Source organism: Polaromonas sp. P4_F9, assembly GCF_056401235.1.
The window spans coordinates 19,314-42,941 of record NZ_JBFUJT010000011.1; the positions used below are offsets into that span (position 1 = coordinate 19,314).

At 63.9% G+C, this 23,628-nt stretch carries 23 protein-coding genes; 21 read left to right on the plus strand and 2 right to left on the minus strand.

Going from position 1 to position 23,628, the window contains the following annotated elements; genetic code table 11:
* Positions 1-121: 121 nt before the first annotated feature.
* The 7 genes from AC1DUB_RS11440 (at position 122) to AC1DUB_RS11470 (ending at position 8,511) form a co-directional block, all read left to right on the plus strand.
* Positions 122-1,051 carry a branched-chain amino acid ABC transporter permease gene (locus AC1DUB_RS11440; RefSeq protein ID WP_477729608.1) on the plus strand — a complete coding sequence of 310 codons (930 nt, stop codon included), beginning with the start codon at positions 122-124 and terminating at the stop codon, positions 1,049-1,051.
* A 242-nt stretch (positions 1,052-1,293) separates the two neighbouring features.
* Complete coding sequence (locus AC1DUB_RS11445) at positions 1,294-2,370, plus strand: branched-chain amino acid ABC transporter permease (protein ID WP_477729609.1); 1,077 nt, start codon at positions 1,294-1,296, stop codon at positions 2,368-2,370.
* 144 nt (positions 2,371-2,514) lie between these two features.
* A complete protein-coding gene (locus AC1DUB_RS11450) occupies positions 2,515-3,849 on the plus strand; it encodes an ABC transporter substrate-binding protein (protein WP_477729610.1) in 1,335 nt (444 codons plus the stop codon).
* A gap of 110 nt (positions 3,850-3,959) precedes the next feature.
* Positions 3,960-4,769 carry an ABC transporter ATP-binding protein gene (locus AC1DUB_RS11455; protein ID WP_477718993.1) on the plus strand — a complete coding sequence of 270 codons (810 nt, stop codon included), beginning with the start codon at positions 3,960-3,962 and terminating at the stop codon, positions 4,767-4,769.
* A gap of 169 nt (positions 4,770-4,938) precedes the next feature.
* Complete coding sequence (locus AC1DUB_RS11460) at positions 4,939-6,207, plus strand: phenylacetate--CoA ligase family protein (RefSeq protein ID WP_477729611.1); 1,269 nt, start codon at positions 4,939-4,941, stop codon at positions 6,205-6,207.
* 147 nt (positions 6,208-6,354) lie between these two features.
* The gene (locus AC1DUB_RS11465) at positions 6,355-7,341 is read left to right on the plus strand and encodes a tripartite tricarboxylate transporter substrate-binding protein (protein WP_477729612.1); all 987 of its coding nucleotides are present in this window, start codon (positions 6,355-6,357) and stop codon (positions 7,339-7,341) included.
* Between the two features lie 213 nt (positions 7,342-7,554).
* Entirely contained in the window at positions 7,555-8,511 is a 957-nt protein-coding gene (locus AC1DUB_RS11470) for a Bug family tripartite tricarboxylate transporter substrate binding protein (RefSeq protein ID WP_477729692.1), read from the plus strand.
* A 152-nt stretch (positions 8,512-8,663) separates the two neighbouring features.
* On the opposite strand, the gene AC1DUB_RS11475 is transcribed toward AC1DUB_RS11470, so the two are convergent.
* Positions 8,664-8,960 (minus strand): DUF1840 domain-containing protein, encoded by a 297-nt coding sequence (locus tag AC1DUB_RS11475; protein ID WP_011481558.1) that lies wholly within the window; start codon positions 8,958-8,960, stop codon positions 8,664-8,666.
* A 183-nt stretch (positions 8,961-9,143) separates the two neighbouring features.
* Here AC1DUB_RS11475 and AC1DUB_RS11480 point away from each other — a divergent pair, with 183 nt between their 5' ends.
* From AC1DUB_RS11480 to AC1DUB_RS11515, 8 genes are all read left to right on the plus strand, one after another.
* The gene (locus AC1DUB_RS11480) at positions 9,144-9,893 is read left to right on the plus strand and encodes a 2OG-Fe dioxygenase family protein (protein ID WP_477729613.1); all 750 of its coding nucleotides are present in this window, start codon (positions 9,144-9,146) and stop codon (positions 9,891-9,893) included.
* 176 nt (positions 9,894-10,069) lie between these two features.
* The gene (locus tag AC1DUB_RS11485) at positions 10,070-12,382 is read left to right on the plus strand and encodes a bifunctional salicylyl-CoA 5-hydroxylase/oxidoreductase (RefSeq protein WP_477729614.1); all 2,313 of its coding nucleotides are present in this window, start codon (positions 10,070-10,072) and stop codon (positions 12,380-12,382) included.
* 50 nt (positions 12,383-12,432) lie between these two features.
* Positions 12,433-12,918: a MarR family winged helix-turn-helix transcriptional regulator gene (locus AC1DUB_RS11490; RefSeq protein WP_477718986.1), complete on the plus strand. Its 486-nt coding sequence runs from the start codon at positions 12,433-12,435 to the stop codon at positions 12,916-12,918.
* Positions 12,915-13,769, plus strand: coding sequence for an enoyl-CoA hydratase family protein (locus AC1DUB_RS11495; protein WP_477729615.1), 855 nt, complete (start codon positions 12,915-12,917; stop codon positions 13,767-13,769). The genes AC1DUB_RS11490 and AC1DUB_RS11495 overlap by 4 nt, the downstream gene beginning before the upstream one ends.
* A 39-nt stretch (positions 13,770-13,808) precedes the next feature.
* Positions 13,809-15,038 (plus strand): acyl-CoA dehydrogenase family protein, encoded by a 1,230-nt coding sequence (locus tag AC1DUB_RS11500; protein WP_477729616.1) that lies wholly within the window; start codon positions 13,809-13,811, stop codon positions 15,036-15,038.
* On the plus strand, positions 15,035-16,687 hold the full coding sequence (locus AC1DUB_RS11505) for an AMP-binding protein (protein ID WP_477729617.1): 1,653 nt from the start codon (positions 15,035-15,037) through the stop codon (positions 16,685-16,687). The genes AC1DUB_RS11500 and AC1DUB_RS11505 overlap by 4 nt, the downstream gene beginning before the upstream one ends.
* A complete protein-coding gene (locus tag AC1DUB_RS11510; protein ID WP_477729618.1) occupies positions 16,684-17,121 on the plus strand; it encodes an acyl-CoA thioesterase in 438 nt (145 codons plus the stop codon). Before AC1DUB_RS11505 ends, AC1DUB_RS11510 begins: the two co-directional genes overlap by 4 nt.
* On the plus strand, positions 17,118-17,513 hold the full coding sequence (locus tag AC1DUB_RS11515; RefSeq protein WP_477729619.1) for a RidA family protein: 396 nt from the start codon (positions 17,118-17,120) through the stop codon (positions 17,511-17,513). Before AC1DUB_RS11510 ends, AC1DUB_RS11515 begins: the two co-directional genes overlap by 4 nt.
* Before the next feature lie 7 nt (positions 17,514-17,520).
* Here AC1DUB_RS11515 and AC1DUB_RS11520 read toward each other — a convergent pair whose 3' ends face one another.
* Complete coding sequence (locus AC1DUB_RS11520; RefSeq protein ID WP_477729620.1) at positions 17,521-18,414, minus strand: LysR substrate-binding domain-containing protein; 894 nt, start codon at positions 18,412-18,414, stop codon at positions 17,521-17,523.
* A 126-nt stretch (positions 18,415-18,540) separates the two neighbouring features.
* On the opposite strand from AC1DUB_RS11520, the gene AC1DUB_RS11525 reads away from it, so the two are divergent.
* The 6 genes from AC1DUB_RS11525 (at position 18,541) to AC1DUB_RS11550 (ending at position 23,597) form a co-directional block, all read left to right on the plus strand.
* Positions 18,541-18,735, plus strand: a complete 195-nt coding sequence (locus AC1DUB_RS11525; protein WP_477729621.1) for a hypothetical protein — start codon at positions 18,541-18,543, stop codon at positions 18,733-18,735.
* Positions 18,736-18,871: 136 nt separating this feature from the next.
* Entirely contained in the window at positions 18,872-19,777 is a 906-nt protein-coding gene (locus AC1DUB_RS11530) for a branched-chain amino acid ABC transporter permease (protein WP_477729622.1), read from the plus strand.
* Positions 19,777-20,751 (plus strand): branched-chain amino acid ABC transporter permease, encoded by a 975-nt coding sequence (locus AC1DUB_RS11535; protein WP_477729623.1) that lies wholly within the window; start codon positions 19,777-19,779, stop codon positions 20,749-20,751. The genes AC1DUB_RS11530 and AC1DUB_RS11535 overlap by 1 nt, the downstream gene beginning before the upstream one ends.
* Positions 20,721-21,464, plus strand: coding sequence for an ABC transporter ATP-binding protein (locus tag AC1DUB_RS11540; RefSeq protein ID WP_477729624.1), 744 nt, complete (start codon positions 20,721-20,723; stop codon positions 21,462-21,464). The genes AC1DUB_RS11535 and AC1DUB_RS11540 overlap by 31 nt, the downstream gene beginning before the upstream one ends.
* Complete coding sequence (locus tag AC1DUB_RS11545) at positions 21,464-22,138, plus strand: ABC transporter ATP-binding protein (RefSeq protein ID WP_477729625.1); 675 nt, start codon at positions 21,464-21,466, stop codon at positions 22,136-22,138. Before AC1DUB_RS11540 ends, AC1DUB_RS11545 begins: the two co-directional genes overlap by 1 nt.
* A 25-nt stretch (positions 22,139-22,163) precedes the next feature.
* On the plus strand, positions 22,164-23,597 hold the full coding sequence (locus AC1DUB_RS11550; protein WP_477729626.1) for an aldehyde dehydrogenase family protein: 1,434 nt from the start codon (positions 22,164-22,166) through the stop codon (positions 23,595-23,597).
* Positions 23,598-23,628: the final 31 nt, after the last annotated feature.

Here is a 23,628-nt window from a genome sequence, read left to right on the forward strand (position 1 = left end):
ACAGCAAATGTCTTTTCCAGCGGCCGCAGCGGAACCGGCTTCGCCGGGCCGCAAGCGGCGTCCCCTGCAAGGGGAGAGGCCGCTACACGCAGTGAGCCGGCAACAGGGGTGAGTAAATAATATGGCTTTCTTTCTGGAAACACTCTTTGGCGGCCTGATGGCCGGCATGCTCTATTCGCTGGTGGCGCTGGGCTTTGTGCTGATCTTCAAGGCCTCGGGAGTCTTCAACTTCGCGCAGGGCGCCATGGTGCTGTTCGCCGCCCTGGCCATGGCCAGATTCTCCGCATGGATCCCGCAATGGACGGGCATCGACAGCCTCATCTTCGCCAACGTGGCCGCCTTCGTGATTGCCGGCATCATCATGTTTGCGGTAGCCTGGCTGATCGAGCGGCTGGTGCTGCGCCACCTGGTCAACCAGGAAGGCGCAACGCTGCTGATGGCCACGCTCGGCATCGCCTACTTCATGGAAGGCCTGGGCCAGACCCTGTTTGGCAGCAACATCTACAAGATCGACATCGGCATGCCCAAGGAGCCGATTTTTGTCGCCGACGGCATGTTTCCGGGCGGCATCCTGATCAACAAGGAAGACCTGATTGCCGCTGCGATTGCCGCGGCACTGGTCGCCTTGCTGAGTATCTTTTTCCAGAAAACATCGACAGGCCGCGCCCTGCGCGCGGTGGCCGACGACCACCAGGCCGCGCAGTCCATCGGCATTCCGCTGAACCGCATCTGGGTCATCGTCTGGTGCGTCGCGGGTGTGGTGGCCCTGGTGGCCGGGATGATCTGGGGCAGCAAGCTGGGTGTCCAGTTCTCGCTCACCACCGTGGCGCTGCGCGCCTTGCCGGTGGTGATTCTCGGCGGCCTGACCTCGGTGCCTGGGGCCATCATCGGCGGGCTGATCATCGGTGTCGGTGAAAAGCTGTCCGAGGTGTACCTCGGCCCCTATGTTGGCGGCGGCATCGAGATCTGGTTTGCCTATGTGCTGGCGCTCGGATTCCTGCTGTTCAGGCCGCAGGGATTGTTCGGCGAAAAAATCATTGACCGCGTATAGACATGAAGCCCCCACGCTTGTCACTTCGTGTACTGCGCGAGGCCTTGCAGGCCGCGGCTCGCGAGACGCTTCGCCTCTGTCGCCCGTCCAAGCCTGCACGGGCAGGCTTTGAGCCGCGGGCTCCAGCCCCGGGGGGGGCGCTGCGCCTGCGGCCCGGCAAAGCCGGTTCCGCGGCCCCTGCTGCACGGGGCAAAACCCGACGCGGAACTTCTTTCATTGCGATCTAACAGCGGCTCATCCTTATGCTCTACAGAGAAAACGGCCAATTCAAGACAACCTACCGGGCGGACCAGCAGATCTTTCCCATCCTGCAGGACCGCGTGGTGGTGGGCCTGTTCCTGATTTTCGCCTTCGCAGCGGTGCCCATGCTGGCCAGCGACTATCTCTTTCGCGCCATCCTCATCCCTTTCCTGATCATTGCGCTGGCCGCACTCGGCGTGAACATCCTGGTGGGGTATTGCGGGCAAATCTCACTGGGCTCCGGCGCCTTCATGGCGGTGGGCGCGTATGGCGCCTATAACTTCTTTGTGCGCATTCCCGGCATGCCGCTCATCCCGGCGGTGATTCTGGGCGGGCTGTGCGCCACGGTATTCGGCATCCTGTTCGGGCTGCCCAGCCTGCGGGTCAAGGGCCTGTACCTGGCGGTGGCGACGCTGGCCGCACAGTTCTTCGCGGACTGGATGTTCCTGCGCATCAAGTGGTTTACCAACGACTCCCCATCGGGGTCGGTGTCCGTCTCCAACCTGCAGGTGTTTGGCCTGCCGATTGAAAGCGCCCACAGCAAGTACTGGCTGTGCCTGTCGATCCTGGTGGTGATGGCGTTCCTGGCCAAGAACCTGGTGCGCGGCGCCATCGGGCGCGAGTGGATGGCGATCCGCGACATGGACGTGGCAGCGGCCGTCATCGGCATCCGTCCGATGTACGCCAAGCTCAGTGCCTTTGCGGTGAGCTCCTTCATCATCGGCATGGCCGGCGCACTGTGGGGCTTCGTCTACCTGGGCGCCTGGGAGCCTGCCGCATTTTCGGTAGACCAGTCCTTCCGGCTTTTGTTCATGGTGATCATCGGCGGCATGGGCTCCATCCTGGGCGGCTTTCTGGGTGCGGCCTTCATCACCGTCCTGCCGATCGCGCTGAACCAGTTCCTGCCGGTGCTGGCACAGCTGTTTGGATTTGAGATTTCTACCGCGGGCGTCTCCCATGCCGAGCTGATGATTTTTGGCGGTCTGATCGTCTGGTTCCTGATCGTGGAGCCGCATGGCCTGGCCAAGCTCTGGGCCATTGGCAAACAGAAGCTGCGGCTCTGGCCGTTTCCCCACTAGGACCAGGGTTGATTGGGGGCTGTCCATGAAACGAGCGCATTTTTTTGGTAATTGATCACTTGTCGGGATATCGGTTTTCGGGTTTTCGGGTTTTCGGGTTTTCGGGTTTTCGGGTGCTTTGCTTTTAATTATTAGGAGACAACAATGAAGGTTCGCAATTTGATTCTCGCCGTTGCGGCAGTGGCTGCCGGCGCATCGTCCCTGGTGTCCACCGGCGCGCTGGCCCAGGCCAAGGAGCAGTTCATTCCGGTGCTGTCGTACCGGACCGGACCTTACGCGCCCAACGGCGCGCCGTGGGCCAATGGCTATGTGGACTACCTCAAGCTGGTCAATGCCCGCGGCGGCCTCAATGGCGTCAAGCTCTCGTTTGAAGAGTGCGAAACCGGCTATGACACGGCGCGCAGCGTGGAATGCTATGAGCGCCTGAAAGGCAAAAACGGTGGCGCCGCGCTGGTGCAGCCGCTGTCCACGGGGGCCACCTTCGCCATCACCGAGAAGGCGCCTGCCGACAAAATTTCCGTCGTCACGGTGGGCTACGGGCGCAGTGAAAGCGCGGACGGCTCCGTCTTCAAATGGAATTTCCCGATCGCGGGCACCTACTGGGTGGCCTCGGACGCCATCCTGCAGGCCATCGGTAAAAAAGAGGGTGGCCTTGAAAAACTCAAAGGCAAGAAAATCGCGCTGGTCTACCACGACAGCCCCTATGGCAAGGAGCCAATTGCCCTGCTGCAGGAGCGCAGCAAACAACTCGGTTTTGAGCTGCAGCTACTCCCCGTCACCGCACCCGGCGTGGAACAAAAAGCCACCTGGCTGCAAATCCGGCAGGCCCGTCCCGACTACACCTTGCTGTGGGGCTGGGGCGTGATGAACTCCACCGCCATCAAGGAAGCGCAAGCGACCGGTTATGCGCGCGAGAAGATGTACGGCGTGTGGTGGGCCGGCGCCGAGCCTGACGTGAAAGACGTGGCCGACGGTGCCAAGGGCTACAACGCCGTGACCTTGCAGCACGGCGCCGAGCCGCAGTCCAAACTCGTCAAGGACGTGTTGGCCCTGGTGCACGACAAGGGCCAGGGCACAGGGCCCAAGGACGAAGTGGGGCAGGTGCTCTACGTACGTGGCGCCATGAGCGCCATGCTGGGCGTGGAGGGCATACGCGCCGCCCAGGACCGCTTCGGCAAGGGCAAGGTCATGACAGGCGAGCAGGTCCGCTGGGGTCTGGAAAACCTCAACCTGACGCAGGCCAAACTGGACGCCCTGGGCTTTGCCGGCGTGATGCGCCCGATCAGCACCTCGTGCACCGACCACATGGGCGCAGCCTGGGCCCGCATCCACACCTGGGACGGCAAGCAGTGGAAATTCACCTCCGACTGGCTGCAGGCCGATGAGCAGATCATCAAGCCGCTGATCAAGTCCACCGCCGCCAAGTACGCCGCCGAGAAAAAGCTGACGCCGCGCACTCCGGCTGACTGCCAGTCCTGACAGCACCCTCCCCAGCCCCTGCCCGCCGGGCGGGAGGGGCGCGGCTCCGACGAGCCGCCAACTGAAAGAACAGCCCTCTGTTCTTTCAGTTGGCACTTGGAAAAAACAGCATGGAAAAACCAGACATAGTTCTCAACGTCAATGGCATCGAGGTCATTTACAACCACGTGATCCTCGTGCTCAAGGGCGTTTCGCTTCAGGTACCCGAGGGTCGCATCGTCGCCATTCTGGGCGGCAATGGCGCGGGCAAGACCACGACCCTGCGCGCGATTTCCAACCTCCTCAAAGGGGAACGGGGAGAGGTCACCAAGGGCTCGATCGAGCTGCGCGGCGAGCGCATTGAAAACCTCTCGACCTCCGACCTGGTGCAACGCGGCGTGGTGCAGGTCATGGAAGGCCGGCATTGCTTCGCCCACCTGACCATCGAAGAAAACCTGCTGACCGGCGGCTACACCCGCAAGAGCAAGGCCGAAATGGCGGCCAACCTGGAAAAGGTCTACAACTACTTTCCGCGCCTGAAAACGCGGCGTACATCGCAGGCCGCTTACACCTCCGGCGGCGAGCAGCAGATGTGTGCGATTGGCCGGGCATTGATGGCCAGCCCCTCCGTGGTGCTGCTGGACGAGCCGTCGATGGGGCTGGCGCCGCAGATTGTGGAAGAGGTGTTCAACATCGTCAAAGACCTCAACCAGAAAGAAAAAGTCACCTTCCTGCTGGCTGAGCAAAACACCAACATGGCGCTGAAGTACGCCGACTACGGCTACATCATGGAAAGCGGCCGCGTCGTCATGGACGGGCTCGCGGCCGACCTGGCCAACAACGAGGACGTCAAGGAGTTTTACCTGGGCGTTGGCGGCGGTGAACGCAAAAGCTTCAAGGACGTCAAGAGCTACAAGCGCCGCAAGCGGTGGCTTGCATAGGGCCCCCACGCTCCGCCGCTCCGCGGGTCGCTTCCCCCCGAGGGGGCGCTGCGCCTGCGGCCCGGCAAAGCCGGTTCCGCGGCCCCTGCTGGCTTCAAACTCATCGCCCCATGCTCCGCCACTGCAATCTGATCGCACCGAGGTATCGACAAGATTTGGAAGATCTCAAATGACAACACATTACGACGCACTGGAAGTGCAAAGCCCTTCGCAACGCGAAGCCGCCCTGATGGCCGCGCTGCCGCAGCAGATCGCGCATGCGCAGTTCCATGCGCCGGCCTTTGCCGGCATTTTGCGGGGGGTCAATGCCAGCACCGTCACCTCCCGCGCCGCGCTGGCGCGCCTGCCGGTGACCCGCAAACACGAGTTGCTGGCGCTGCAGCAGGCCGAACGCCGGGCGACCGGCAGCGGGGACCCCTTTGGCGGCTTCAGTGCGCTGCGCTATGGCCCCCACATGCCGCACGCGTTTGCCAGCCCTGGCACGATTTACGAACCCGAAGGTACGCGCAAAGACTACTGGCGCCTGGCACGCGCCCTGTTTGCCGCCGGGTTTCGCCCCGGCGAGCTGATTCATAACTGCTTCAGCTACCACTTTGTACCGGCAGGCTCCATGATGGAAACCGGCGCCCATGCCCTGGGCTGCACGGTGTTTCCGGGCGGCACCGGGCAAACCGAGCAGCAGGTGCAGGCCATGGCCGAATTAAAGCCGGCAGGGTATATCGGCACGCCGAGTTTTTTGAGAATCATTGTCGACAAGGCTGCCGAGATGGGTGTGGCCCTGCCCACCGTCACCAAGGCCCTGGTTTCGGCGGAGGCCTTTCCGCCCAGCTTGCGCGACTGGCTGGCCGCGCGCGGCATTGCCGGCTACCAGTGCTATGCGTCGGCGGACCTGGGCCTGATTGCCTACGAAACCGAAGCGCGTGAAGGCCTGGTGCTGGATGAAGGCGTGATTGTGGAAATCGTCCGTCCCGGCACGGGTGACCCGGTGGCCGAAGGTGAAGTGGGCGAACTCGTGGTGACCACACTGAACCCTGACTACCCCCTGATCCGCTTCGGCACCGGCGACCTGTCGGCCGTGTTGCCGGGCACCTGCCCGACCGGGCGCACCAACACCCGCATCAAGGGCTGGATGGGCCGGGCGGACCAGACCGTCAAGGTGCGCGGCATGTTTGTGCACCCGGGCCAGATAGCCGACATTACCCGGCGTTTTCCCGAGGTGCGCAAGGCCCGGCTGGTGGTCAACGGCGAGATGGCCAATGACAGCATGACCCTTCAGGTCGAAATCGCAGGGGGCGCCGCAGCGCAGGCGGGGCTGGACCAGCGCATCGGCGAGGCCATACGCGATGTCACCAAGCTGCGCGGCACGGTGCAGCTGGTGCCCCCTGGAAGCCTTCCGAACGATGGCAAGGTGATTGAGGACGCCCGCAGCTATCAATGAAGAAAGGGTATGCATGCCCGAGGGGTAGGTCGTCACTCTTTTCGCGCGGAAGTACGCCCGTCTAGAGGATTTTGCTTACGTAGTTCCCGCCGTCAATTGACGGCGGGCCAACCGTACACTCAAGGACTTATTTTCAAGGAGACACGCATGAAACGCCTGTTAGTCTTGGCCGTCGCCGCGACAGCCCTCTTCGCCAACGCCCAAACCTTCCCGGGCTCCAAGCCCATCAGCTTCGTGGTTCCTTTTGCAGCAGGCGGCCCCACCGACCGGGTGGCGCGCGACCTGGCCGAAGCCATGCGCAAATCCATGGGCGGCGGCGCCAATTTTGTGGTGGAAAACGTCAACGGCGCCGGCGGCACAATTGGCGCCACCAAGGTTGCCAAAGCCGCACCCGACGGCCACACACTGCTGCTGCACCACATCGGCATGGCTGCGGCACCGGGCCTGTACCGCAAGCTGCAGTACAAGCCACTCGAAGACTTCGAATACCTGGGTATGGTCAACGAAGTGCCAATGACGCTGATTGGCAAACCCCAGCTGGCGGCCAACAACTACCGCGACTTTGAAAACTACATTCGCGCCAACGCCGGCAAGCTCAATATTGCCCATGCCGGCCTGGGTTCAGCCTCTCATCTGTGCGGCCTGATGTGGCAATCGGCCATCAAGGCCAGCGAGGCCATGACGACGATTCCATTTGGTGGCACCGCGCCTGCCATGAACGCGCTGGTGGGTGGCCAGGTCGACCTGATGTGCGATCAGACCACCAACACCACGGGGCAGATCGAGGCCGGCCGCGTCAAGGCGTTTGCCGTGACGACCGCCAAGCCGCTGTCCGGCAACAAGGTGCTCAAGGACTACCCGACGCTGCAGGAAATGGGCTTGAAGGGCTTCGAGCTGACGATCTGGCATGGCCTGTATGCGCCCAAGGGCACACCTCCAGCCGTGCTGGCCCAGCTCAACACCGCGCTCAAGCTGGCGCTGAAGGACCCTGACTTCATCAAGAAGCAGGAAGGCCTGGGCGCCATCGTCGTCGCCGACAAGCGCGTCGAGCCGGCGGCCCACAAGGCTTTCGTGGCGGACCAGATCGCCAAAATCAAGCCGGTGATCGAAGCCGCCGGAAAGTTTGCCGACTGAGCACGCAGGCATCGCCCTGATTGCCAAGCCGCCGGGTCGACTCCGGCGGCTTTTTTCATGCCCGGATCATGCCCGGATTTACCCTCTTGAAGCAACGGTGCGGGCACGGTATCTTTGCTGGCTGCAGCGTGCACCCATCCACCGGAGACCGTCTTGAATCTTTCCTTTAAACAAAACCGGCGCCTTGCCCTCGTTAATTGCGCGCTATCTGCTATTGTTTTTATAGCGCCTACCGTGTGGGCCCAAAGCACATGGCCGACCAAGCCCGTCAAGATCGTGGTGCCCTTTGCGCCCGGCGGCACCACGGACATTCTGGCCCGCGCAATGGCGCCTGAACTGTCCAAAGCCTTCGGCCAGCAGTTTGTGGTCGAGAACCGTGCCGGGGCCGGTGGCAACATCGGCGCCGATGCGGTGGCCAAGTCGGCGCCCGACGGCTACACCCTGCTGATGGGAACGGTCGGAACGCACGGCATCAACAAATCACTCTACAGCAAGATGGCTTTCGACCCGCAAAAGGACTTTGCACCCATCACGCTGGTCGCGGGCGTGCCGAACGTGATGATCGTCAACGCTGAAAAAGCGCGGGCTGCCGGCATCAGCAATGTTGCCGACTTCATCCGGGTCGCCAAGTCGAAACCGGGCCAGTTCAACATGGCCTCCAGCGGCAACGGCACGTCCATCCATCTGGCCGGCGAGCTGTTCAAAACCATGAGCGGCACCTACATGACCCACTTCCCTTACACCGGCTCGGGCCCGGCGCTGCTGGCCATGGTGGGTGGCGACATGGATGTGATGTTCGACAACCTGCCGTCCTCCATGCAGCTCATCAAATCAGGAAAGCTCAAGGCGCTGGCCGTCACCAGTTCACAGCGCTCCGCGGCCCTGCCCGATGTGCCGACGGTGGAACAGGCGGGCGGGCCCGCGCTGAAGGGTTATGACGCGAGTTCGTGGTTTGGTTTGCTGGCGCCGGCGGGTACGCCGCCCGACGTTGTCAACCGCATCCAGCAGGAAGTGGCCAAGTCGCTGAACACGCCGGCCATCAAGGAAAAACTGCTTGCACAAGGTGCGATTCCGGGCGGCAACACGCCGCAACAGTTCACGGCCTTCATCGACGCGGAGCACAAGAAGTGGGCCCAGGTGGTGAAGGCTTCCGGTGCGAAAATCGACTGAGTTCCGAACCGGGTTTCGCTGAGCTTCGTGTAGCGCTGGCGCTGCAGCACTGCCTGCACGTCCAGCGCGCAAAAAAGCCCCGTCACCGGGGCTTTTTGGCGGGAGGAACCGGCGCAGGGCCGCAGCCTTTATCGCAACCTTTTCCGCAGTCTTTACACGCCCCAGACCACTTCGTGGCCGGCCTTGTGGTTGCGCTCGAGCATGTCGATGAAAGGCAGGGCGCGCTGATGCAGGCCCAGCCCATCGCCCGGCACGGTACCGACCTGTTCATCGCCTGCATATTCCAGCGCAATGGCCGCCTTGAGCGCCTCAATCGCCGCGGGCATCTCCTCTGGCAGGATGATGCCCTTGGGCCCGGCGTCCTTGCCGATGATTTCAAGAACCCGGCGGCCATTGGGCTCCAGCATGATCACGTTGCCGGCATCTTTGGATTTGAATTTGTACAGCATGAAAGACTCCTCTGATAAACAGCACCTTCATTATGAGCAGCTTTTTGACCCCTGTCTGCAGCGAGGGTTCACCTCTTTTTGCTCATTTTTGAAATCGCCTTTCGGCCCTGCTCTGCGCACCGCTTCCGGCTCCAGCAAACCCCTGAGCTACATCCGGGCGCACGGTAAAGCAAAATAGTAAGCATGTTCAATATCGCCACCGTTCAAAAACCCGCGGATCAGGCCCTTCGCCAGGATGGCCTGAGCCTGCTCCACCCGGCCGGCCTCACCACCAGCCTGCACCTCGACAGCCCCGCATGGAGGCAGGGCTGGCACCAGCTGACCGACTCCTGGAACCGCTTGCCGCCCGACGCCCACCTCAAGGACGGCGGGCATTACCGCAAGCGCCGGCATGCCTGCTTTGTCCAGGAACTGCCCGGTGGCGCGCTCACGCAGGTACCGCACCGCGCCCACTGGCAGCCCACCGACTACAACGCCTTGCATGGCGGCTTCGAGCGCTGGTTCGAGCCGGTGGAACCAGCTGTGGCCGAGGCGCCCGCCTGGACTGATTTGCTGGCCAGCCTGGGAAAGCTGTTTGCCCAGGTCCGGCCGGTGCCGCGGTGGTATATCGAGGCCCACCAGTTCCGCATCGACACCGCCGGCGGCGTCGGACGCCCGACGCCGGAAGGCGCTCACCGCGATGGCGTGGACTTTGTGGTGGTGCTGCTGGTAGCCCGCCACGGCGTCAAAGGCGGGGAAACCCGGGTGTTTGACGCGAATGGCCCGGACGGCGTACGCTTTGTCATGCAGGAACCCCTGACCACCCTGCTGCTGGACGACGCACGCGTCATTCACGAAACCACACCCATCCTGCCGGGCGATGGCCCCGCGGAAGACGGCTACCGGGACACGCTGGTGCTCACTTACCGGGCCGAAGGCTTCCAGGCGCCCTGACCCGGCCTGGCGCCTTGACGCCGGTGCCCGGCGCATCGGCGCCTCTTTTTCAGAGTCAACTTTCCCGTCTTTCTGGCTGACCGAAAAGACGGCATGCCGGCCGGTGAAAAACCGCTTGACGAATTTACTTTAAACCTAAACAATTAAGGTCAGATTAATCGAGCGAGCACACATTCATGCACATCCTTTGTCTTGGCGGCGGCCCCGCAGGTCTGTATTTCGCCTTGTTGATGAAGCTGCAAAACCCGGCACACCAGGTGACCGTGGTCGAGCGCAACCGCCCGTTTGACACCTTCGGCTGGGGCGTGGTGCTGTCAGACCAGACGCTGGGCAATCTGCGGGTGGCCGACCCGGTCAGCGCGCAGCTGATTGGCGACGCCTTCAACCACTGGGACGATGTCGAGGTGTTCTTCAAGGGCCGCAGCGTGCGCTCGGGCGGCCATGGTTTTTGCGGCATCGGCCGCAAGCGCCTGCTCAATATCCTGCAAGAGCGCTGCCTGGCGCTGGGTGTTGAGCTGGTGTTTGAAACCGATGTGCAGGACGACCAGGCGATTGCCGCGCAGTACCAGGCCGACCTGGTGGTGGCCAGCGACGGGCTGAACAGCCGCATCCGCAACCGCTACGCGGAAACCTTCCAGCCCGATGTCGAGTTGCGCGCCTGCCGCTTCGTCTGGCTGGGTACGCGCAAGACCTTCGACGCCTTCACCTTCGCCTTCGAGAAAACCGAGCACGGCTGGTTTGCCGCGCATGCCTACAAGTTTGACGAGAACACCTCGACCTTCATCGTCGAAACCCCGGAAGCCGTCTGGAAGGCCCATGGCCTGGACCAGATGAGCCAGGAAGACGGCATCGCCTTTTGCGAGCGCCTGTTTGCCAAATACCTGGACGGCAATGCCCTGATGAACAATGCCACGCATGTGCGCGGCTCGGCCATCTGGATCCGTTTTCCGCGCGTGGTGTGCGAACGCTGGCTGCACCATGAAACCGTGGAAGGAAAGCGCGTGCCCATCGTGCTCATGGGCGACGCCGCGCATACCGCTCATTTCTCGATTGGCAGCGGCACCAAGCTGGCGCTCGAGGATGCGATCGACCTGGCGAATGAATTCAGCACCGGCCACGGCATGGACGAGGTACTGCAGGCTTATGAGGCACGGCGCAGCGTCGAGGTGCTGAAGATCCAGAACGCGGCGCGCAACTCCACCGAGTGGTTCGAGAACGTCAACCGCTACAGCAGCATGGAGATCGAGCAGTTCGCCTACTCGCTGCTGACCCGCTCGCAGCGCATCAGCCACGAGAACCTGCGGCTGCGCGATGCGAAATGGATCGAAAGCTATGAATCCTGGCTGTCGGGCGGCCCAGTGATTCCGCCGATGCTGACGCCGTTCAAGGTGCGCGGCACCGAGCTCAAGAACCGCATTGTGTGCTCGCCGATGGCGACCTACAGCGCCATTGACGGTGTGCCGCAAGACTTCCACCTGGTGCACCTGGGCGCGCGCGCGCTCGGCGGCGCCGCCATGGTGATGGTGGAGATGACCAGCCCGAATCCCGAGGGCCGCATCACGCCGGCCTGCACCGGGCTATGGAACGACGAGCAAACGGCCGCCTTCAAGCGGATTGTGGATTTCGTGCACAGCCAGAGCACGGCCAAGATCGGCATGCAGCTCGGCCACAGCGGCCCCAAGGGCTCGACCCAAGTGGGCTGGGAAGAGATGGACGAACCGCTGCCCGCCGGGGGGCCGCATGCCAACTGGCCGGTGGTGTCGGCCAGCGCCGTGTCCTATGGCGAGCGCAACCAGACGCCGCAGGCCATGACGCACAGCCACATGGAAACGCTCAAGCAGCAATTTGTGGACGCCACCCGCCGCACCGCCGCCGCCGGCTTCGACTGGCTGGAACTGCACTGCGCGCACGGCTACCTGCTGTCGGCCTTCATCACGCCGCTGACCAATCTGCGCAGCGACGAGTACGGCGGCAACATCGAGAACCGCTGCCGCTACCCGCTGGAGGTGTTTCGCGCCATGCGCGCGGTCTGGCCCGCACACCTGCCCATGAGCGTGCGGATTTCCGCGCACGACTGGGCGCCGGGCGGCAACACGCCCGACGACGCGATCGTGGTGGCCCGGTTGTTCAAGGACGCGGGCTGCGATGTGATCGACGTGTCCTCGGGCCAAACCACGCGCCAGGCCAAACCGGTGTATGGCCGCATGTACCAGACGCCGTTTGCCGACCGCATCCGCAACGAGGTCGGCATACAGACCATTGCGGTGGGTGCGATTTCCGAAGTCGACCATGTCAACAGCATCATTGCCGCGGGCCGGGCCGACCTGTGCGCGCTGGCCCGCCCGCACCTGGCCGATCCGGCCTGGACGCTGCATGAGGCGGCCAAGCTGCAAAGCCGGGCCGTGGACTGGCCCAAACAGTACCTCAGCGGCCGGGATCAGCTTTACCGTGAAATTTCAAAACAACAAGCGCTTGCGGCCCAGTCATGACCAAGGCAGGCGGCTCTCAGGAAAACAGCAAAACAAAAAGGAATGGCTCTATGGACATGGAAGCACGAGGCCACAGCGAACACCCCGAAGCCCTGCGGCTCTGGCTGCGCCTGCTGACCTGCACCCAGCTGGTGGAAAAACAGGTGCGTACCCAGTTGCGGGAGCAATTCGACACGACGCTTCCGAGATTTGACCTGATGGCCCAGCTCGAGCGCAGCCCCGAGGGCCTGAAGATGAACGAGCTGTCGCGCCGCATGATGGTCACCGGCGGCAATGTCACCGGCATCACCGACCAGCTGGTGCAGGAGGGGCTGGTGGAACGTGTGGACGTTGAAGGCGACCGCCGTGCCTACCGCGTGCGCCTGACGCCGCGCGGGCGCAAGCTGTTTGACGAGATGGCGCGCCAGCACGAGGCCTGGATTGTGGCGGCCTTTGAAACCCTGTCGCCGCGTGAAGTCGAATCGCTCCACAAGCTGCTGGGCAAGGTCAAGCACCACCATATGCAGCAAAACGAAAACAAACTGGAAACCGCATGAAACACTACATAGTCCCCGCCAACCCCATGCACGCGCAATTTGATGCGCTGGCCACTTACCAGGCCCGGCACTTTGCCTACGCCTTCGACGCCGGCGTGGCGACGCTGACGCTGAACCGCCCCGAGCGAAAAAACCCGCTGACGTTTGACTCCTACGCCGAACTGCGCGATTTGTTCCATGCGCTGAACCGCGCCACCGATGTGAAAGCCGTGGTGCTCACCGGCGCAGGGGGCAATTTCTGCTCGGGCGGCGATGTGCACGAGATCATTGGCCCGCTGACCAAGATGACCATGCCCGAGCTGCTGGAGTTCACGCGCATGACCGGCGACCTGATCAAGGCGATGCGGCTGTGCCCGCAGCCCGTCATCGCGGCCATCGATGGCATCTGCGCAGGGGCCGGCGCCATGATGGCGCTGGCGGCCGACATGCGGCTGGGCACCGCGCAGGCGAAGACCGCCTTCCTGTTCACCCGCGTCGGCCTGGCGGGCGCAGACATGGGCGCGTGCGCCCTGCTGCCGCGCCTGATCGGCCAGGGCCGCGCCTCCGAGCTGCTGTTCACCGGCCGCGCCATGAACGCCCAGGAAGGCCTGCAGTGGGGATTTTTCAATGCCCTGCATGAGCCCGGCGAGGTGCTGGCCCAGGCCCACAAGCTGGCGCACGAACTGGCCAGCGGCCCGACCTTTGCGCACGGCATGACCAAGACCATGCTGCACCAGGAATGGGCCATGACGCTGGACCAGGCGATAGAGGCCGAAGCCCAGGCACAGGCCATCTGCATGCAGACCGGCGATTTCACGCGCGCCTACGAAGCCTTTGCCGCCAAGCAAAAACCGGTGTTCCAGGGCGATTGAACGCCGGGCACAGTCCACAGTCATAAGGATGTTTTCAGCATGAACCCGACGACAGCACATCTGGCACTGCCGTTTTTTGACGGCGTGCACCGCGATCTCGGCCAGCGGCTGGCCGAGTGGATCCCCCACCAGCACATCGACGAACGTGACGACCGCCAGGCCTGCCGGGAGTGGGTCCGGCTGCTGGGCGACCACCAGTGGCTGCGCTACTGCGTGCCCGCGGGCAAAGACGGCGTGCTGGGCGGCGCGCTCGACCAGCTCGACTCCCGGGCGCTCGTCATTTTGCGCGAGATGCTGGCCTTCCACTCGCCGCTGGCCGACTTCGCGTTTGCCATGCAGGGGCTGGGCAGCGGCGCCATCACGCTGGCCGGCTCACCCGAGCAGCAGGCTGCCTACCTGCCGCAGGTAGCCCGCGGCGAAAAAATCGCCGCCTTTGCGCTGAGCGAGGCCGAGGCCGGCTCCGACGTGGGCGCCATGCAAACGAGCGCCACCCACACGGATGACGGATGGGCCCTCAATGGCAGCAAGACCTGGATCAGCAACGGCGGCATCGCTGATTTCTACGTCACCTTTGCCAAGACCGACCCCGGCGCCGGCACACGCGGCATCACGGCCTTCATCGTCGATGCCCCGACGCAGGGCCTGGACAGCAGCGAGGCGATCGCGGTGATCTCGCCCCACCCGCTGGCCACGCTGAATTTCACCCATTGCAGGCTGGCCGACAGCACGCAGTTGGGCACGCTGCACGGCGGCTTCAAGCTGGCCATGCAGACGCTGGACATTTTTCGGGCGTCGGTGGCCGGCGCCGCGCTGGGCATGGCGCGCCGCGCCCTCGCGGAGGCCGTGCAATTTGCCCGGACGCGCAAGATGTTCGGGCAGACACTGGCGGATTTTCAGTTGACCCAGGCCAAACTCGGCGAGATGGCGGCCCTGGTGGATGCGGCAGCGCTGCTGACCTACCGCGCCGCCTGGATGCGCGACCACCACAACGATCCGGGCGAGCGCCCGGACAACGGCGCCATCACCGCCACCACCACGGAAGCCGACGGTCGCAGGGACCGCACCGTGGCTGCCGCGATGGCCAAAATGACGGCCACCGAAAACGCCCAGCGGGTGATCGACATGGCACTGCAGATGCACGGCGGCCTGGGCGTGAAGGTGGGCAGCAAGGTGGAAAGCCTGTACCGCGACATCCGCTCGCTGCGCATTTACGAAGGCGCGACCGAGGTCCAGCAACTCATCATCGGCAAGGCGGTGTTGCAATCATGAATACGCCCACACCCACACACTCACCGGCTTCGAAGGCGCCGTCTGCGCAGACCGACCGCTTCGTGCACGACCGCCTGCCATCGCCCGACCAATTGCCGAAACTGGTCTATTCCTTGCCCGAACTGCGCATTCCCGACCAGGCCAATCTGGTGGACGTGCTGTTCTCCCGGGCCAGGGCGCAAGGTCATGCCGACAAGCCCTTCCTGCGCTCGGACCGAATCACGCTGAGCTATGCCGACGCACTGGAACGCGTCAACCGCATCGCCCAGGTGGTGACGGAAGATTTTCACCTCGTGCCGGGCAACCGCGTGCTGCTGCGCGGCGGCAACTCCATCGGCATGGCCCTGGCCTGGCTGGGTGTGGTGCAGGCCGGGCTGGTGGCGGTGGCGACCATGCCGCTGCTGCGCGCCAAGGAGCTCGGCGAGATCATCGACAAGGCCCGGCCGTCGCTGGCACTGTGCGATGCCAGCCTGCTGCAGGAATTGCAGGCCGCCAGGGATCAGGGCGGCCTGCTCGGCACCATCGTGCCGTTCAACCTCATGAACGAGCCCGGTTCGCTGGCGGTCCTTTCCGCACAGAAAGACGGCCAATTCACGCCCTGCCCGACAGCGGCCGACGACATTGCGATGATGGCCTTCACCTCCGGCACCACCGGCAAGCCCAAGGCCGCCGTGCACACGCACCGCGATGTACTCGCCGCCTGCGAAGCCTGGCCGCGCCATGTGCTCAAGGCCAGGCCTGACGACATCGTGATGGGTTCGCCCCCCCTGGCCTTCACCTTCGGGCTGGGCGGCATGCTGATCTTCCCGATGTGGGCCGGCGCCTCGGTGTACTACCCCAGCGTCGCCTACACACCCGAGGTCATGGTCAAGCTGATGAACCAGGTCGGCGCCACCCTGTGCTACACCGCGCCCACCTTTTACCGCCAGATGGCGCCGTTTGCCAGGCAGCTCGGCGTGCCCAGCCTGCGCATCTGCGTGAGTGCCGGCGAGGGCCTGCCGGACGCCACACGCCAGCTCTGGAAGGACGCCACCGGCATTGAAATGGTCGACGGGATAGGCGCGACCGAGATGTTCCACATTTTCATTTCGTCCGCCGGTGACGAGGTGCGGCGCGGCGCCATCGGCAAGGTGGTGCCGGGCTACACCGCCAAGGTGGTCGACGACCAGGGTGCGGAAGTGCCGCATGGCACCGTCGGCAAGCTGGCGGTCAAGGGGCCGACCGGCTGCAAATACCTGGACGATGCGCGCCAGGCGAAGTATGTCAAGGACGGCTGGAACTACCCCGGCGATGCGTTTGTGCAGGACGATGACGGCTACTTCTTCTACCAGGCCCGCGCCGACGACATGATCATCACGTCGGGCTACAACGTGGGCGGCCCCGAGGTGGAAGACGCGCTGCTCAAGCACCCGGCCGTGGCCGAATGCGGCGTGATCGGCCTGCCCGACGAGGAACGCGGCATGATCGTCAAGGCCTTTGTGGTGCTCAAACCCGGGCACGAAGCCGGCGAGGCCCTGGTCAAGAGCCTGCAGGACCACGTCAAGGCCACGCTGGCGCCCTTCAAGTACCCGCGCCAGATCGAATTCGCGAGCAGCCTGCCGCGGACCGAAACCGGCAAACTGCAACGTTTCAAATTGCGTCAACCATGAAATTCACGACACAAAAACAGGTCCGGTTTCACCACTGCGACCCGGCGGGAATCGTTTTTTACCCGCAGTTTTTCTACCTGCTGCATGAGGTGCAGGAGGATTTCCTGAACCACATCGGCTTCCCCGAACACGTGCTGATCGCCGGCGGCGCGGGCGTTCCCATCGTGGACCTGAAAACCGAATTCCTGGGCATGTGTCGCCACGGCGACCAGCTCACGATGACGCTGGAGCTGACCAAGGTCGGCAACGCCAGCGTGGGCATGCACTATGAAATTCACGGCGAGCCGTCCACCCACGGGGGTAGCAGCCTTCGGGTGAGGGCCCATGGCGTCGTGGTGTATTCGGAAGTCCCGCACGGCAAGCCGGTGCCCATTCCCGATGGCTTGCGCAACGCCCTGCTGCCCTACCTGAAAACATCCCCGGAGACCACATGATCACCAAAATCCAACCGCCCGACTGGGCCGAGCCCAAGGGCTACGCCAACGGCATCCTCGCGCGCGGCGCGCTGCTGTTCGTCGGCGGCCAGATCGGCTGGAATGCCCGGCAAGAGTTTGAAAGCGATGATTTCGTCGCGCAGACGCGCCAGACGCTGCAAAACATTGCAGACGTTCTGAAGGCCGGCGGTGCCGGGCCCGAGCACATGGTCCGCATGACCTGGTACGTTGTGGACCGCGACGAGTATGTGGCCAGCCTCAGGGCGCTGGGCGGCGTCTACCGCGAAATCATGGGCAAAAACTTCCCGGCCATGACCTGCGTGCAGGTGGCCGGGCTGGTGGAGGCGCGTGCGCGGGTCGAGATTGAAGTGACGGCCGTATTGCCGGACTGAGGTCGCCTCAGGCCCTGTAATGCGCGCACAGGGTGTCGATCAAGGCCAGGGCGTAGGCCGGCAAGGCCGCCTGGTCGCGCACGAGGATGTAGCGCTCGCGCACGCTCCACTCGTCGGTGAGCTCGATCAACGCCAGGTTCATCGTATCCCGGTTGCGCCGGGCCGCCGACTCCGGCACGATGCCGACGCCCACACCGCTGCCTATCATGCGGCACATGGCATCAAAGCTGGCCAGCTGGATGCGCAGCTTGAGCGGCTTGCCCAGTGACTCCGTCACCGTGGCCAGAAAAGTCTGCAGCGTGCTGCCGTGGTGCATGCCCACCGCGTCTTCGTCCAGCGTCTCGGCAAAGGCAATGGTCTTGCGCCCGGCAAAGCGGTGCTGGCGCGACGTGACCAGCACCAGGCGGTCGGTGCTGAAGTGGATGGCCTGCAGCCCCAGCGTGTCGACCCTGCCGGCCACAATGCCGATGTCGGCGCGGCCGTCCAGCACGCCCCGGGCGATTTCAGCGTTCGGTTTTTCCTGAAGGTCCACGTTCACGCGGGGGTTGTCCGCGAGGAAGCCGGGCAGGATTTCCGGCAGGAAATCCGTCACCGCCGTGGTGTTGGCAAAAACGCGCACATGGCCGCGCAGGCCGCCCCCGTACTCCTGCAGGTCGACGCGTAACTGGTCCACCTGGCGCAGCACCCCCCGGGCGTGGTGCAAAAACGCTTCGCCGGGCGGCGTCAGGCGCACGCCACGGGCTTCGCGGTACAGCAGGGGCTGGCCCGCCTGGGTCTCCAGCGACTTGATGCGGCTGCTGGCCGCCGCCAATGACAGATGCTGGCGCTGGGCCGCCCGCGTCAGGCTGCCCTCGTCCGCCACCATCACAAACAGCCGCAGATCGGTGAGATCGAACTTCATTGGCTCATGCTAGCGTAAACCCTAATTTCTTCGAAATTTTCGAAGCCCTGGTTTTGAAATGAGTGATTGTGCCTGCTGTCCGATGAGGGGACCATTGCGCCCAGCATCAATAAGCAAGGAGACAACATGGAACAACGCAAGGCACAGGTGCCTGGCTTGATCTCGGCCCAATACAGGCTGACAGGCCCCAAGGGCTCAATGCCCCGTTCGGCGTCGCGCCTGGTTTTGCTGTCGGCATGGGGCGCATTGATCAAAGTGGGCATGGAGTTGTTCGTTGGCCATGAGCATGGCCGGATTCAGCTGGCCGCCGAACCGTGCTGAGCCTACGACTCGACACGAAGACCCCCATGGTCCACCGCCCCAACCTCCCCAACCCACCCGGATACGCCTGGTCTGAACCGGGCCGGCGCCGCTCCCCCGCAGGTGCGGCATTGCGCCTGGCATCAGGAGCCACGCCGTGACGCTCGACCTGCTCCTCCTGGCGCTGGCCGATGGCATCTCCTATGCCGGCCTGCTGTTCCTGGTTTCCCTCGGCCTGACGCTGATTTTCGGCGTCATGGGCATCGTCAATGTGGCGCACGGTGCCCTGTATGCTTTTGGTGGATACACCGCCGCATCGTTCGCCCTTGGAGCGATGCGCTTCGAGCCCTCGACCTTGACTTTGTTGTTGTGCTTGCTGGCAGCCGCCCTGCTCGTCGGCACGGTGCTGGGCGCCGTGCTGGAAATCGGCCTGCTGCGCCGTGTACAGGACCGTGATCCGGTGCAGCGGCTGTTGATCACCTTTGCGGCCTTCATGGTGCTAGAGGACGTGCAGCGGCTGATCTGGGGAACCCAGCCCTATTCCGCGAGTGAACTTGTCACCCGCCTCGGTACGGTCGAGTTCTCCAGTGTGACCTACACGCGCTATCAGTTGATGCTGATTCCGGGTGTGGCTCTTTTTGCCTACCTCGGCTTGCTGTATTTCCTGCGCCACACCAAGCTGGGCAAGCAGGTGGTCGCCGTGACCCACCACCGCGAAATGGCGACCGCCCTGGGCATCAACGCCAAGCGCATCGGTCTGCTGACTTTCGTCCTGGGCGCCACGCTCGGTGCATTGGGAGGCGCCATGGCCGCGCCGACCACTTCGCTGGTGCCGGGTGTCGGTACCGACATGATTGTGTTGTCCTTCTCTGTCGTGGCCACGGCGGGCATGGGTCAGATCACCGGCGCCCTGATTGCCTCACTGCTCATCGGCATCGCCCGCTCCATCGCGGTCTACGCAGCGCCTGAACTCGAAGTCGCGGTGCCCTACCTGATCATGGTGGCCGTGCTTCTGGTGCGGCCCAACGGGCTGTTCACCGTCGCCCAGGCACGGAGGATTTGATGATGGTTCGTTTCTTCACGATCGCAGGGGCTGCCCTCTGCCTGATGCTGGGCTTGCTGGCCCCCTGGAGCAAGACGCCGATCATCATCGGCCTGTGCTATGGCCTCGCGGCGCTGGGTGTCTCCATCATGGTCCGGGCCGGCCAGGTGTCCTTCGGGCACGCGCTCTATGCCGGTGTGGCCGCCTATGCGGTGGCCTTCGCCGGTCGCGCCTTCCCGCAGCTCGATGGCATGGTGTTGCTGATGGCGGGCGTGCTCGCCAGCCTGATCGCCGGCGCCGTGGTGGGCCTCTTTGTGGTGCGCTACCGCGGCATCTTCTTCGGCATGCTGAACCTGGCCATCAGCATGGTCGTCTACTCGATGCTTGGCAAGTTCTACAACCTCACCGGTGGAACCGACGGACTGCGCATCAACCGGCCCACGTTGTTCGGCATGCAGTTCGAGCGTGCTGATTTCGAAACCGCACTGCTGCTCATGACGGTGGCTGCGGCGATCGTGCTGGGCTGGCTGGTGCAGCGCTTTTTCAGCTCGGCGGCGGGTGAGGCGCTGGCCGGCATCAAGACCAACGAAACCCGCCTGGAATATCTGGGTCTGTCAGCCCGGCGTGTGCTGTGGAATGGCTACCTGCTTTCGGCCGGGCTGGTCGGCCTGTCGGGTGCGCTGTTCGCCATGGTTCAGGGCCTGGTCACGCCGGATATCGGTTCCTGGTTGCGATCGGGCGAGTTTGTCTTCATCACGATTCTGGGTGGCTCGGGCCATGCGATCGGGGCTTTCGTCGGCGCCGTGGTGTTCGAGGCGGTGAAGCTGTTTGCTGCAGCCTACATGACCGGTGTCTGGCAATTGCTGCTCGGCACCACCCTGATCCTGGTGATCCTGGTGGCGCCCATGGGCATCGTGGGCCTGATGAACCTGAAACAGGCCGACCATAACGCGAAGGAGAAAAAATGGAACCACTGGTTCGCACGCAGGGCCTGAGCCTGTCGTTCGGGGGGGTCGTGGCCGCGCAGGACATCGATTTCGAGCTCAATGCCGGAGAGCGACTGGCCGTGATTGGCCAGAACGGCGCGGGCAAAACGACCTTCATCAACATCTGCACCGGTTTTCTCAAGCCGACCAGCGGCAAGGTCTTTTTTGACGGCAAGGATGTTACCGGTCTGGAGCCGCGGCGCATCGTGCGGCTGGGTCTGGGCCGTTCCTTCCAGTTGCCGCAACTGTTTCTCGAACACACGGTGCGGCAATGCCTGGAGATTGCCGCAGCAGGACGTGCCGGGCGGCTGTCGTTCTTTATGCCGCTATCGGCTTCGGTCGATGCCAAAGAAGTTGAGCACACGCTGGAGCTGGTAGGGCTGACCGCCCGCGCCAACGAGCTGGCCTCCTCCCTGCCGGAGGGGCACCGCAAGCTGCTTGACGTGGCCATGGCGCTGATGCTCAGGCCCAAGCTGCTGATCATGGACGAACCGACGAGCGGCGTAGCGTCCGAAGACAAGCATGGCCTGATGGAAACATTGATGCGCGCGCTCGACGAACGCAAGGTCACGAGCTGGTTCGTCGAGCATGACGTCGACATCGTGACCCGCTATGCGACGCGCGTGGCGGCCTGGATCGCCGGTCGCGTGGCGGCCGACGGGACCCCTTCCGAAGTGCTGGCGAACGAGCAGGTTCGTCGCGAGATCCTGGGGACTGCGTGATGCTCACACTCGACAGGATTTCTGTAGATCTGGCGGGCGTCAATGTCCTGCGCGCAGTCAGTGCCGAGCTTCGTGCCGGCACCACGGTCGCGGTCGTGGGGCGCAACGGCGCCGGCAAGACCACCCTGTTGCGCACGATCATGGGCCTGGTCAAGACCAAAGGCGGTCGGGTCCTGCTGGACACCGATGAGCTGCTGCCGATACCGGCGCACCGGCGCGCCGAGTTGGGCATCGGCTACGCCCCCGAAGATCGCATTATTTTCCCGACCCTGACAGTGGAGGAAAACCTGCGCATGCCCTGCGAGGTGCAGAGCCTGGGTGAAGCCGAAATCGCGGAGCGCCTGGCGGCTGTTGTCGACGTGGTTCCCCAGCTCAAGGAGATGCTCAAGCGCTCCGGTGCGGCGCTGTCGGGGGGCCAGGGAAAGATGGTCGCGCTTGGACGAGCCTTGATGATCGGCACCCGGCTCGTCCTGCTGGACGAACCCTTGCAGGGCCTGGCCCCGGTGCTTGCAAAGCAGTACGCCGACGCCGTGGGTCGCCTGCGCAAGATCCGTCCGGACCTGTGCATCGTGATCACGGAATCCAACGCGAGCCTGCTGATGGACATCCCCGACCAGACCTGGGTGCTGGAGCGGGGCTCGCTGTCGGTGCAACGCGACGCGCTACACCATTGAATTGCTTTTTACAGGAGATAGACAAGTGGCAAAAATGATTATTGGCGGAGAGTCGAAAGGCGCCGTGAGCGGCCAGACTCTGCCGGTCCTGTCGCCGGTTGACGGCGACGTGTTCACAGACATTCCGCGTGGTGCTGCGGCCGACGTGGACCTCGCCGTTGCCGCCGCACGCGCTGCGCTGGGCGGCGCCTGGGGTCGGCTCTCAGCGCTGGAGCGTGGACGGCTGATGGTACGGCTGGCGCAGAAGGTGCTGGACAACGCGGAAGAGCTGGCACTGCTGGAAGCCCGTGATACCGGCAAGCCGATGACGACCGCACGCAACGACATGCAGGTGCTCGCGCGTTATTTTGAGTTCTATGGCACCGCCGCAGACAAGGTGCATGGTGAGGTGATCCCGTTTCTGAACGGTTACCAGGTCAGCCTGTTGCGCGAGCCGCTGGGCGTGACGGGCCACATCATCCCGTGGAACTACCCGGCCCAGATGATGGGCCGTAGCGTGGCGCCGGCGCTGGCCATGGGTAACGCGGTGGTGGTGAAGCCGGCCGAGGACGCCTGCCTGACACCACTGCGAATTGCCGAGCTGGCGCTCGAGGCCGGCTTGCCGCCCGGTGCGCTGAACGTGGTCACGGGTTTGGGTGAGGAGGCCGGCGCCGCGCTCGCGGGTCATCCTGGAATCAACTTCATCAGCTTCACCGGCTCCAACGAAGTGGGCGTGCTGGTCCAGCAGGCCGCTGCGCGCAACGCGGTGAAGTGTGTGCTGGAACTGGGCGGCAAGTCGCCGCATGTGGTGTTCTCGGACGCCGATATGGAACTGGCCGCCACGACCATCGTCAAGGGCATCATCCAGAACGCCGGCCAGACCTGTACCGCCGGCAGCCGATTGCTGGTGCAGCGCGATGTCTACGACCACTTCCTGGCGCGTGTGGCGGAGAAGTTCTCGAAGGTGCGCGTGGGCACCCCCGAGATGAACCTGGACTGCGGCCCGCTGGTCAACCAGAGCCAGCACAAGCGCGTGCAGCGCTACATCGACAACGCGCGCTCTGCCGGCCTGAAGGTGCTCGCCGAAGGCAGCATTGACCCAGGCGTGCCGGCCGGCGGGTATTACGTGCGGCCGACGCTGTTTGGCGCGGTGCCGCGCGGCGACGCCTTGGCGCATGAAGAGGTGTTTGGCCCGGTGCTGGCGGCCATGCCCTTTGACGACGAGACCGATGCCATTGCTTTGGCCAACGGCACCGAATACGGTTTGCTGGCGGCCGTCTGGACCGAGAACGGCGGACGCCAGCAGCGGGTGGCCAAGGCCCTGCAATGCGGCCAGGTCTTCATCAATTCATTCGGTGCCGGCGGTGGTGTTGAACTGCCGTTCGGGGGCGTGAAGAAGAGTGGCCACGGTCGCGAGAAGGGGCTTCTCGCGCTCGAAGAAATGAGTACCACCAAGACCGTTGTTCATTACCACGGCTGAACCCTCACAGAGGCCTCACCGAATCTTCACC

Bases quoted from the DNA above. Each gene is read 5' to 3' on its own strand.
- AC1DUB_RS11525 (WP_477729621.1), top strand. From the start codon at position 18,541: ATGGAACAACGCAAGGCACAGGTGCCTGGCTTGATCTCGGCCCAATAC.
- AC1DUB_RS11495 (WP_477729615.1), top strand. From the start codon at position 12,915: ATGAAACACTACATAGTCCCCGCCAACCCCATGCACGCGCAATTTGAT.
- AC1DUB_RS11440 (WP_477729608.1), top strand. From the start codon at position 122: ATGGCTTTCTTTCTGGAAACACTCTTTGGCGGCCTGATGGCCGGCATG.
- AC1DUB_RS11445 (WP_477729609.1), top strand. From the start codon at position 1,294: ATGCTCTACAGAGAAAACGGCCAATTCAAGACAACCTACCGGGCGGAC.
- AC1DUB_RS11505 (WP_477729617.1), top strand. From the start codon at position 15,035: ATGAATACGCCCACACCCACACACTCACCGGCTTCGAAGGCGCCGTCT.
- AC1DUB_RS11540 (WP_477729624.1), top strand. From the start codon at position 20,721: ATGGAACCACTGGTTCGCACGCAGGGCCTGAGCCTGTCGTTCGGGGGG.
- AC1DUB_RS11460 (WP_477729611.1), top strand. From the start codon at position 4,939: ATGACAACACATTACGACGCACTGGAAGTGCAAAGCCCTTCGCAACGC.
- AC1DUB_RS11475 (WP_011481558.1), bottom strand. From the start codon at position 8,960: ATGCTGTACAAATTCAAATCCAAAGATGCCGGCAACGTGATCATGCTG.
- AC1DUB_RS11500 (WP_477729616.1), top strand. From the start codon at position 13,809: ATGAACCCGACGACAGCACATCTGGCACTGCCGTTTTTTGACGGCGTG.
- AC1DUB_RS11455 (WP_477718993.1), top strand. From the start codon at position 3,960: ATGGAAAAACCAGACATAGTTCTCAACGTCAATGGCATCGAGGTCATT.
- AC1DUB_RS11450 (WP_477729610.1), top strand. From the start codon at position 2,515: ATGAAGGTTCGCAATTTGATTCTCGCCGTTGCGGCAGTGGCTGCCGGC.
- AC1DUB_RS11520 (WP_477729620.1), bottom strand. From the start codon at position 18,414: ATGAAGTTCGATCTCACCGATCTGCGGCTGTTTGTGATGGTGGCGGAC.
- AC1DUB_RS11480 (WP_477729613.1), top strand. From the start codon at position 9,144: ATGTTCAATATCGCCACCGTTCAAAAACCCGCGGATCAGGCCCTTCGC.
- AC1DUB_RS11490 (WP_477718986.1), top strand. From the start codon at position 12,433: ATGGACATGGAAGCACGAGGCCACAGCGAACACCCCGAAGCCCTGCGG.
- AC1DUB_RS11510 (WP_477729618.1), top strand. From the start codon at position 16,684: ATGAAATTCACGACACAAAAACAGGTCCGGTTTCACCACTGCGACCCG.
- AC1DUB_RS11545 (WP_477729625.1), top strand. From the start codon at position 21,464: ATGCTCACACTCGACAGGATTTCTGTAGATCTGGCGGGCGTCAATGTC.
- AC1DUB_RS11485 (WP_477729614.1), top strand. From the start codon at position 10,070: ATGCACATCCTTTGTCTTGGCGGCGGCCCCGCAGGTCTGTATTTCGCC.
- AC1DUB_RS11515 (WP_477729619.1), top strand. From the start codon at position 17,118: ATGATCACCAAAATCCAACCGCCCGACTGGGCCGAGCCCAAGGGCTAC.
- AC1DUB_RS11535 (WP_477729623.1), top strand. From the start codon at position 19,777: ATGATGGTTCGTTTCTTCACGATCGCAGGGGCTGCCCTCTGCCTGATG.
- AC1DUB_RS11465 (WP_477729612.1), top strand. From the start codon at position 6,355: ATGAAACGCCTGTTAGTCTTGGCCGTCGCCGCGACAGCCCTCTTCGCC.